Origin of the sequence: Micromonospora sp. NPDC050417 (assembly GCF_044458865.1) — a bacterium.
Classification (GTDB): Bacteria; Actinomycetota; Actinomycetes; order Mycobacteriales; family Micromonosporaceae; genus Micromonospora_G.
Window position 1 is genome coordinate 273,307 of record NZ_JBITIH010000007.1, and the last position, 8,332, is coordinate 281,638.

Here is an 8,332-nt window from a genome sequence, read left to right on the forward strand (position 1 = left end):
GACGGCCGGGACGGAGAGGAGACCCATGAGGTACCGCACGATCGGCACGGACCCACGGACCCGACGCGACGTGAGCGTCCTCAGCCTCGGGGCCATGCTCTTCGGCACCGCCACCGACGAGGCCACCTCGTACGCCATCCTCGACCGGTACGTGGAGGCCGGCGGCACCTTCGTCGACACCTCGGACAACTACGCGTTCTGGCAGAACGGCGGGCAGGGCGGGGAGAGTGAGGAACTGCTCGGCCGCTGGCGGCACAGCCGGGGCATCGGCGACAAGATCGTCATCGCCACCAAGCTCGGCGCCCGCCCATTGGCTCCCGGCACCAGCTACACCGACAACGCCGAGGGGCTCTCCGCCAAGGTGATCCGCGAGTCGGCCGAACGTAGCCGGGAACGGCTCGGCATGGACCGGCTCGACCTGCTCTACGCACACATCGAAGACCGGACGGTGCCGCTGGAGGAGACCGTGGAAGCCTTCGGTGAGCTGGTCGCCGAGGGCAGTGTGGGTCTGCTGGGGGCGAGCAACCATCGGGCCTGGCGGGTGGAGCGGGCGCGCGGTATCGCCGCCGCGGCCGGCATTCCCGGTTACGACGTGCTCCAGTACCACCACACCTACCTGGCGCGGCGTACCGACCTGCCGAGCGAGCTGGATCCCGACGGCGACATCGGTTCGGTCGGCCCGGACCTCGCCAGCTACCTGCGGGTCGAGCCCACACTGACCCTGGTCGCGTACTCGCCGCTGGTGAAGGGCTCCTATACCCGTCCGGACAAGCCGTTCGGCCCGGCGTACGACCTGCCCAGTGCCCCTGGCCGGCTGGCCGCGCTGCGCGAGGTGGCGGCGCAGACCGGGGCGACGGTCAACCAGGTGGTGCTGGCCTGGCTGATGGGTGGCGTCACACCGGCGATCCCACTGGTCGGTGCCTCCTCGGTGGCCCAGCTCGACGAGAGCATCGAAGCGGTGGAGCTGGAGTTGACCGACGAGCAGCGGGCCCGCCTCGACCAGGCCGGCTGACCGGCCCGCCTCGACCTGACCGGAGCGGTACGGCTCAGTCCGCTCCGGTCAGGTCGAGACGCCAGTCGTGGGAGCGCATCATCCGGCCCGGCGGGTACTCGAACTCGGTCTCGCCGAGCAGGGTGAAACCGGCCTTGCGGCAGACCGCGTTCGAGGCCGGGTTCTCCACCGACGGGTACGCGTGGGCGTACCGGTGGCGGCGCCGGTCGCGGGCCACCTCCACCACCGCCCGGACCGCCGAGGTGGCGAGGCCCCGCCCCTGGTGCTCGGGGAGGATCGCCCAACCCATCTCGTAGACCGTCTCGTCGTGCCAGAGGCGCTCCCAGTAACCGACGCTTCCGACCTTCACCTCTTCCGTCGGCGAAACCACGGTGAACATGCACCCCTGGCCGGTGTCGGCGAAGCGCACGTACCGCTCGTGCCGTACGAGTACCTGCTCGTCGGACTCGGGGCCACCGGTGTGCCGGCGGACCTCGGGGCTGTTGAGACGGCGTAGCAGGTCGAGGTCGCCTGCGTCCCACGGCGCGATCAGCACCTCGGTCATGTCCCGCCCTTCGACCACGTGCCCTGAATGGTGCGATCGAGCAGCCTACCTTGGTTGGTTTCGTCAACTGCAACTGATTAATCCGATTTGCCGGTCGAGTGCTTGTATCAGGGGATCGGCATTGATTGGTTATGAGATAGGGCACAGGTTCCCCTGTCTCGTTGCGTGCTGGCGCGAACCCCGGCAGGGTCAGGCTTTGCCGCTTTGACCTGGCCTTTTCGTCTCACCCGTACGGGAGTTCTGGTGCCCGCCCACCGCCGTCCGACGCCACCCCCACCCCGGCCCGCGATCGGGGTGCTTGCTGCCCTCCTCGTCGGCAGCGCCGGACTCGGCGTCGCGTTCACCGCCGTCGAGACCTCGGACCCGCACCGGGTGCCGACCCGAACCGGTAGCCAGACCTCCCAGGAGATGGGCCCCGCCGCGCCCGCCGCGTTGACGGTTGCGCCCGTCGGAGGCCAGTCGGCGGGACCGACGGACACCGGCGCGCCGATGACCCCGACCGCCAACGACAGCACCGTCGAGGCGCGACTCGTACCCGACACCAGCGGCAGCGGAGCGGCCGAGCCGATCGGAACGCCCGGCGCCCCGTCGACCCCGCGCCCGACCAGCGGCACCCCCGGCAGCCCGCGGCCGACGCAGACCCCGCGTACCCCGCCGACCCACCCGTCGTCGACCCCGACGGTCACCCCGACGCCGAGTGGTAGCCCGTCCGCGTCTCCGACGCCGAGCGACCCACCGCCGTCGACCTCGCCGACTCCCGACCCCACCCCCAGCGACCCGGTGGCGCCCACCCCGACGGACACGGTCACGGCCGCGCCGGACCCGACCCGGACCCCGGATCCGACGCCGACCGGCACCGGGACCCCGGAGTCGACCGGCGACACCCTCGGCTGAGGTCGGGTTTCGCGCGGACGAGGTCCGCGCCCCGTCACGAGGTCGACTCCGCCACCGCGCTGGCGAGCCGGCGGGCCCCCTCCGCCAGCAGGTCCGGGGCGAAGAGAGAGAAGGAGAGGCGCAGGTACGCGTCTCCGGTGGCGGTGACGAAGAAGTGCGTACCGGGCAGGTACGACACACCGTTCGCCTCGGCGTACGGCAGCAGCGCCCAGGCGCGCAGTGACTCAGGTAGCCGCAGCCAGAGGAACCAGCCACCGGCCGGCACCGTGAACTCGATGTCCGGCAGGTGCTGCCGTACGGCGGCGACCAGCGCGTCGCGTTGTGCGCGGTAGCGGATCCGCATCCGTTCGAGGTGGCGCTCGTACGAGCCGAGCCGGGCGAACTCCGCCATCGACAGCGCCGTGGCGTGGTTGACCCCGCCGCCGCTGTCGACGTAGCCGCGCCGGGCGAGCGCGGTGACCAGCGCCGGTGCGGCGGTCAGCCAGCCGAGCCGCAGCCCGGGTGCGACGGTCTTCGAGAACGACCCGAGTCGGATCACGACCCCGTCCTCGGCGTGGCTGTACAGCGACGGCGGAGCCGGGGCGTCGTACGCGAGTTCGCGGTAGGTGTCGTCCTCGACCAGGACGAGTCCGGTCCGTTCGGCCACCGCGACCAGTTCCGTCCGGCGTGCCTGCGCCAGGGACCGCCCGGTCGGGTTGCCGAAGGTCGGTACGAGATAGAGCAGCGGCACCCGCCGCCCCTCCCGGCGCAGCCGTTCGACCAGCTCCCCGGTCGCGGCCGGGAGGATGCCGTCGGAGTCCGACGGGGTCGGTACGAGTGTCACGCCGTGGTCGGCGAGCATCCGGAAGGCCAGGTGGTACGTGGGCGCGTCGACCAGCACCGTGTCCCCGCGCCGGCAGAGCAGCGCCGCCACCAGTTCCAACGCGTGCGAGGCGCCGGCCGTCACGAAGATCCGTCGGGCGTCCGGGGCGCCTCCGTCGGTCCGGCCCAGCCGTTGCGACAGCCACTCGACCAGCGGGCCCGGCCCGTTCGCGTAGCCGTACGCCAGCGCGGAGCCGCCGTACCGACGCAGGGCGCCGCCGGACGCCTCGGCCCACTCCGTCACCGGCAGGCTCGCCGGGTCGGGGTGACCCCAGGAGAGGTCGATGGTCTCCGGGGCGCTCTGGAACTGCACGAGCGGAAGCCCGTTCGAGGTGCTGGCTGGCATCTGCACAAGATAACCACCGGCATCGAACTGTCCGAGGTACCGCAATTTGCTAAACGTGCACACTTGGTGACCGGACGTTACGATGTCGAGCGGTTCAGTTGACACGAAGGCTCATCGCCGGCCGGCACCGAGATCGGGAGGCTTCGTGATCCGCGTGCTGATCGTCGAGGAGATCGGGCTGCTCCGGGGCGCGCTCCGGATGATGCTCGCGAGCGAGGACGACCTGGAGGTGGTTGCCGACCTCGCGTCCCGCGCCGACATCGTCTCCGTCGTACGTCGCGAACGTCCGGACGTCGTACTGATCGACATCGAGCTCGCGGACGTCGACCCGCTCGCCGTGCTGCGACAACTCGGCGTACGGGCGCGGGGGAGTGCAGTGTTGGCCTTGACCGGACGCCGGTGCCCGCAGACCCTCCAGGCGGCGCTGCGCGCGGGCGTACGCGGATTCGTCGACAAGAACCTGCCGCCGGCGGAGCTGCTCCGGTTGGTGCGGCTGGTGGCGGCGGGGGAGCGGGTGATCGATCCGGCGACCGCGGTGGCGGCGCTCAGTCCCCCGGTCGGTCCGCTCACCGACCGGGAGCGGGAGGTGCTGCGGGCAGCGGCGGAGGGGTTGCCGCTGAGGGAGATCGCCCGCCGGCTCTACCTCGCGTACGGGACCCTGCGCAACCATCTCACCGTGATCCTGCGTAAGACCGGTGCCCGGAACCGGTTGGAGGCGGTTCGGCGGGCACAGCGGGACGGCTGGCTGTGAAGGGTGGATCGCCGCGCCAACGAGCGGTGCATGAATGTTCGTGTTTAAATCCCTACATATGGTGACTCTGTCGAACCCGGAAGAGGCGACGATAGATTGATCCGCACACTGCTGGCTCTCGACGGCGCGCTCATCCGTGGCGCGCTCGCCTTTGTACTGACCATTGAGGACGACATCGACGTGGTGGCCGAACTCGATCGGATCGAACAGGTCGAGCCCGCCATCCGGTCGAGTCGTCCCGACGTGGCCGTCGTCGACTCGGGGCTCTACGGCACCGGCCGACCCGCCGGGGCGGCGCCACAGTACGAACAGCCGTGCCCGGTGCTCGTCCTGGTCGACACCCGCCGGCCCCGGGCACTTGGCGGGGCACTGCACAGTCGTAGCCGCAACGTCGGCTTCCTCGGCAACGACGTACCGCCGCAACGGGTGGTCGACGGGGTGCGGCGGCTCGCCCGGGGGGAGCCGGTGGTCGACGCGGAGCTGGTCGTGGCGGCGCTGAACACCGAGAGCCCGCTGACCGCCCGGGAGACCGAGGTGCTGGAGATCGCCGCGGACGGGTGCCCGGTGGTCGAGATCGCGGCCCGGGTCGGTCTGTCACCGGGCACCGTACGCAATCATCTGTCCCGGATCGCGACCAAGGCCGGTGCGCGGACCCGGATCGAGGCGGTCCGGATCGCCCACGACGCCGGCTGGATCTGACGGCGGCTCGCTCCGACGACGGCCGACCAGAAAGCGGCCCTGGGCAGGCGGCATGTCCCACCCGCCCAGGGCCCGGTCATGATCCGATCAGTTGCAGGTCACCAGGGACAGCGAGCTGTCGCCGCAGAGCAGCAGGCTCGCCCGGCTTCCGCCCGGGTCGCCCCCCTTGAGCTCGGCCGCGGTCAGTTCCAGGCCCTGTAGGTCGAGAAGCGCCATGTCGTGCCACCTCAATTCCGGTTCGATCGGTTGTCCACCCTCACGGACGCGAGGGAGTCTCAGTTGGTGCCGCCCGTGGCGTCACCGAGGCGGCAGGCTGCCCCACGGGGTGAGGAAGGGCAGGTTCACCGGCTGCGCCGAGCGGGCCGCCGCGATCGCGAGCAGCACGCCCGCGGTCCCGGTGGCGAGGTCCATGGAGAGCCGTAGCAACTGCTCGCCCGGGAAGGCGAGACCACCCTGGTACGGCATCGCGTGCCAGGCCAGCCGCTGACACTGGTCGTCCAACTCCCGCCGGTCCTCCTCGGCGGCGCGGGCGGCGAGGTAGACGATGATGCCGGCCCGGCCGGCGAAGAGCCCGGACTGCACGTAGAGCGGTGATCGGGCCGCCCGCCGGATCGCCGCGCCGGCCCGGGCGAACTCCTCGTCGGGGCGGTGCCGCAGAAACTGGTCAAGGACGAGTCCGATGCCGACGCTGCCGTGCGCCAGGTACGGCATCGTCCGCCAGCCCTCGTCCACCTCCATCGCCCCGTCCGGGCGTACCACGCAGCGCCGCAGGTCCTGGCGGAGCGCGGTCGCGGCGAGGTCGAGCAGGGCCGGGTCACCGGAGACCTCGTACAGGCGCAGGAACATCAGCGCCGGGCCGGACCGGCCCCGGGTGAGCCCGGCGTACGGATGCTGCCCGCCGCTGGTCGTGGTGCCGCCGCTGGTCGTGGTGCCGCCGTCGACATCGCTCGCTCGTACCTGCGTACCGACCAGGTCGGCGGCCTGCCACGCGGCGTCCCAGAGTCCCGGCTCACCGGTCCGCGCCGCCAGTTCGGCCAGGTTGAGTGCGATCCCGGAGAGGCCGCCGGTCAGATCGTGGCCGAGTCGTCGCCACGGTTCACGCAGACAGATGTCGAGTACGTCCAGCGCCCGCTGCCGGTGACCGAGGTGTTCCAGCACGTACGCGACCCCGTGCAGCCCGTCGTAGAAGCCGCAGCGGCTGCCCGACGGCGGGTCGAGCGCCCGCTCGACCAACCAGTTCTCGTACTCCGGGTACCGTCCGGCGCCGCTGGCCGCGAGCGCGTACAGCACTCCGGCGGCACCATGGGCCAGACTGAGCCCTCCGGACCGGAACTGTTCGATGTCGCCGGGGAAGAGCCGGTCGGGACGGTCCGGGGTGGCGCTGGCCAGGATCGTTGCGACAAGTTGGTCGCGCAGCCGGGGCCAGCCCTCCGGATCGACGGGGAAGTCCGCCGGATCTGCCGTCGCTGCCGCTGTCGTTGGTGCCGTCGTTGTCGTTGCTGCTGCCCGGGTCGGCGCGGTGCCGCCGGTGATCTCGTCGACCGCCGTGGCCAACCAGGTCCGGGGCACGGGGAAGTGCGCGGCGATGATGTCGGCGAGGTGTCGGGCCTTGGTTGGCGCGAGCCGGACCAGCGGGGTCAGCGGCAGGAACAGCGCCAACCGAAGGCAGGCCAGTGCGTACCGGTCGACGGCGAAGCCGGTCCGGTCGCGCGGCGCGGCGAAACCCTGGTTGCGCAACCCGGGCCGACCGGGCTCGTCAGCCGGCGCCGCGACCTCGAAGTCGACCAGGGTCACCCGGTCGTCCGGACTGATCATGATGTTGAACAGGTGCAGGTCGCCGTAGACCACGCCGCGCTCGTGGATCGCGTCGATGATCGCCTCGACCTGCTGGTGGACGTCCCGGGCCCAGGTCGCGTAAGCGGCGACCTGGGCAGGCTCCGCGTCGGCGTCGATCAGTGGATACCGTTCGACCAGCACCTTGTTCAGCGCACGGCCCTCGACGAACCCGATCGCCAGGAACCGGTGTTCGCCGAGGTCGAACTCGTCGTGTACCCGGGGCAACTGTGGCACCCCGGAGAGCCGGCGCAGCATCTCCGCCTCCCGGGCCAGCCGCCGTACCGCGTCCGCGCCGGTGGCGTCCAGCCCGGCGTACGGGCGGGCCTCCTTGAGTACGACCGGGGTGTCGCTACGCAGGTCCCGCCCGACGTAGAGCCCCCCACCGTTCGAGAAGTGGATCACCCGCTCGATCCGGTACGGCAGGTCGTTCGTGGTGGTCGCGTTCCGCGCGGCAAGGTGCGGGGCGAGGAAGTCCGGCAACGTCACCCACGGCGGCACGTGCAGTACCGGATCCCGGCGGTCCGGCACCAGGGTCCCGTCCGCGTCGGCGATCGCCGGCACCACCTGCCCCTGCGGGGAGAGGCAGTACCGCGCGGCGAAGCCGCCGTAGCGGATGAAGACCGGCCCGGTGCCGTACCGCAGGTCACTCAGGATGTACGGACCGACCTCGCCAGCGAGCAGTTCGTCCAGTTCCTTGCAGGCCAGTTCCAACTCGGCGACGTCGTGCGGATAGATGGTGACGAACTTGCCGCTGGAACCACGCGGGGCGTACTTGGCGTTGCGGAGCAGCAGCAGGCGCGGCCCCCGGAGGAACTTGAACGACAGCCCACGCGGTACGCAGTAGTCCCAGGCCCTGGCGAGCACCCGTTCGGCGTTCTCCAGCCCGGCCGAGAGGTGGATCTTCCACCCCTGCGCGGGCAGCCTGTCGCCGGCGGGCCCGTAGACGAACCAGTCGTCCTTCGGCTCGCGCTGCCAGCCCGACGGCACCGGTCGGGCCGCCACCGCGAATTCGACGGTGGACGCGCCGGTGGTGGCGAGGGAGTCGTAGAAGAGCGGGTCGGCGGCGCAGTACGCGTCGTAGCGTTCGTCCATCGTGGGCGGCTCCTCCGGCGGATCCCTGCGCGGGATTCCGTGACTCGATCGATGGTTCGAGTCTCGTGCACGGGACCGTGGGCCTCTAGTGCGCTAAGTCATCACCGCACGTGCCGGACGCACACCCATTCATGACAAATGTCAGCGTGCCCGAGGCCACCTACCAGAAAACGGCCGTGGGGGCGGGGCGCGGGGGGGGGGGGGGCCCCCCCCCCCCCGGGGGGGCGGCCAAAGGAACGGTGGGGAAGGTGGCGCCGGGGGACACGCCGACAAGGCGAAGGGGGGGGTGGCGGCAAC

The 8,332-nt window shown here is 71.4% G+C and carries 8 protein-coding genes; 4 read left to right on the forward strand and 4 right to left on the reverse strand.

Annotated features, from left to right (window positions below):
• Window positions 1-25 precede the first annotated feature (25 nt).
• Window positions 26-1,012, forward strand: a complete 987-nt coding sequence (locus ACIBF5_RS12275; protein ID WP_396810832.1) for an aldo/keto reductase — start codon at window positions 26-28, stop codon at window positions 1,010-1,012.
• Between the two features lie 34 nt (window positions 1,013-1,046).
• On the opposite strand, the gene ACIBF5_RS12280 is transcribed toward ACIBF5_RS12275, so the two are convergent.
• The gene (locus ACIBF5_RS12280) at window positions 1,047-1,556 is read right to left on the reverse strand and encodes a GNAT family N-acetyltransferase (protein ID WP_396810834.1); all 510 of its coding nucleotides are present in this window, start codon (window positions 1,554-1,556) and stop codon (window positions 1,047-1,049) included.
• A gap of 243 nt (window positions 1,557-1,799) precedes the next feature.
• Here ACIBF5_RS12280 and ACIBF5_RS12285 point away from each other — a divergent pair, with 243 nt between their 5' ends.
• Window positions 1,800-2,450 carry a hypothetical protein gene (locus tag ACIBF5_RS12285; protein ID WP_396810835.1) on the forward strand — a complete coding sequence of 217 codons (651 nt, stop codon included), beginning with the start codon at window positions 1,800-1,802 and terminating at the stop codon, window positions 2,448-2,450.
• 34 nt (window positions 2,451-2,484) lie between these two features.
• Here the strand turns inward: ACIBF5_RS12285 and ACIBF5_RS12290 are convergent, their stop codons facing one another.
• Entirely contained in the window at window positions 2,485-3,657 is a 1,173-nt protein-coding gene (locus ACIBF5_RS12290; RefSeq protein WP_396810837.1) for a PLP-dependent aminotransferase family protein, read from the reverse strand.
• Window positions 3,658-3,802: 145 nt separating this feature from the next.
• Between ACIBF5_RS12290 and ACIBF5_RS12295 the strand changes: the two genes are divergently transcribed.
• Together ACIBF5_RS12295 and ACIBF5_RS12300 are read left to right on the forward strand one after the other, a co-directional pair.
• Complete coding sequence (locus tag ACIBF5_RS12295; RefSeq protein ID WP_396810839.1) at window positions 3,803-4,408, forward strand: response regulator; 606 nt, start codon at window positions 3,803-3,805, stop codon at window positions 4,406-4,408.
• Between the two features lie 96 nt (window positions 4,409-4,504).
• A complete protein-coding gene (locus ACIBF5_RS12300) occupies window positions 4,505-5,107 on the forward strand; it encodes a response regulator transcription factor (protein ID WP_396810841.1) in 603 nt (200 codons plus the stop codon).
• 87 nt (window positions 5,108-5,194) lie between these two features.
• On the opposite strand, the gene ACIBF5_RS12305 is transcribed toward ACIBF5_RS12300, so the two are convergent.
• Both ACIBF5_RS12305 and lanKC read right to left on the reverse strand, forming a co-directional pair.
• Window positions 5,195-5,323 carry a SapB/AmfS family lanthipeptide gene (locus ACIBF5_RS12305; RefSeq protein WP_121153817.1) on the reverse strand — a complete coding sequence of 43 codons (129 nt, stop codon included), beginning with the start codon at window positions 5,321-5,323 and terminating at the stop codon, window positions 5,195-5,197.
• 81 nt (window positions 5,324-5,404) lie between these two features.
• Window positions 5,405-8,035, reverse strand: a complete 2,631-nt coding sequence (gene lanKC, locus ACIBF5_RS12310; RefSeq protein ID WP_396810843.1) for a class III lanthionine synthetase LanKC — start codon at window positions 8,033-8,035, stop codon at window positions 5,405-5,407.
• Window positions 8,036-8,332 lie beyond the last annotated feature (297 nt).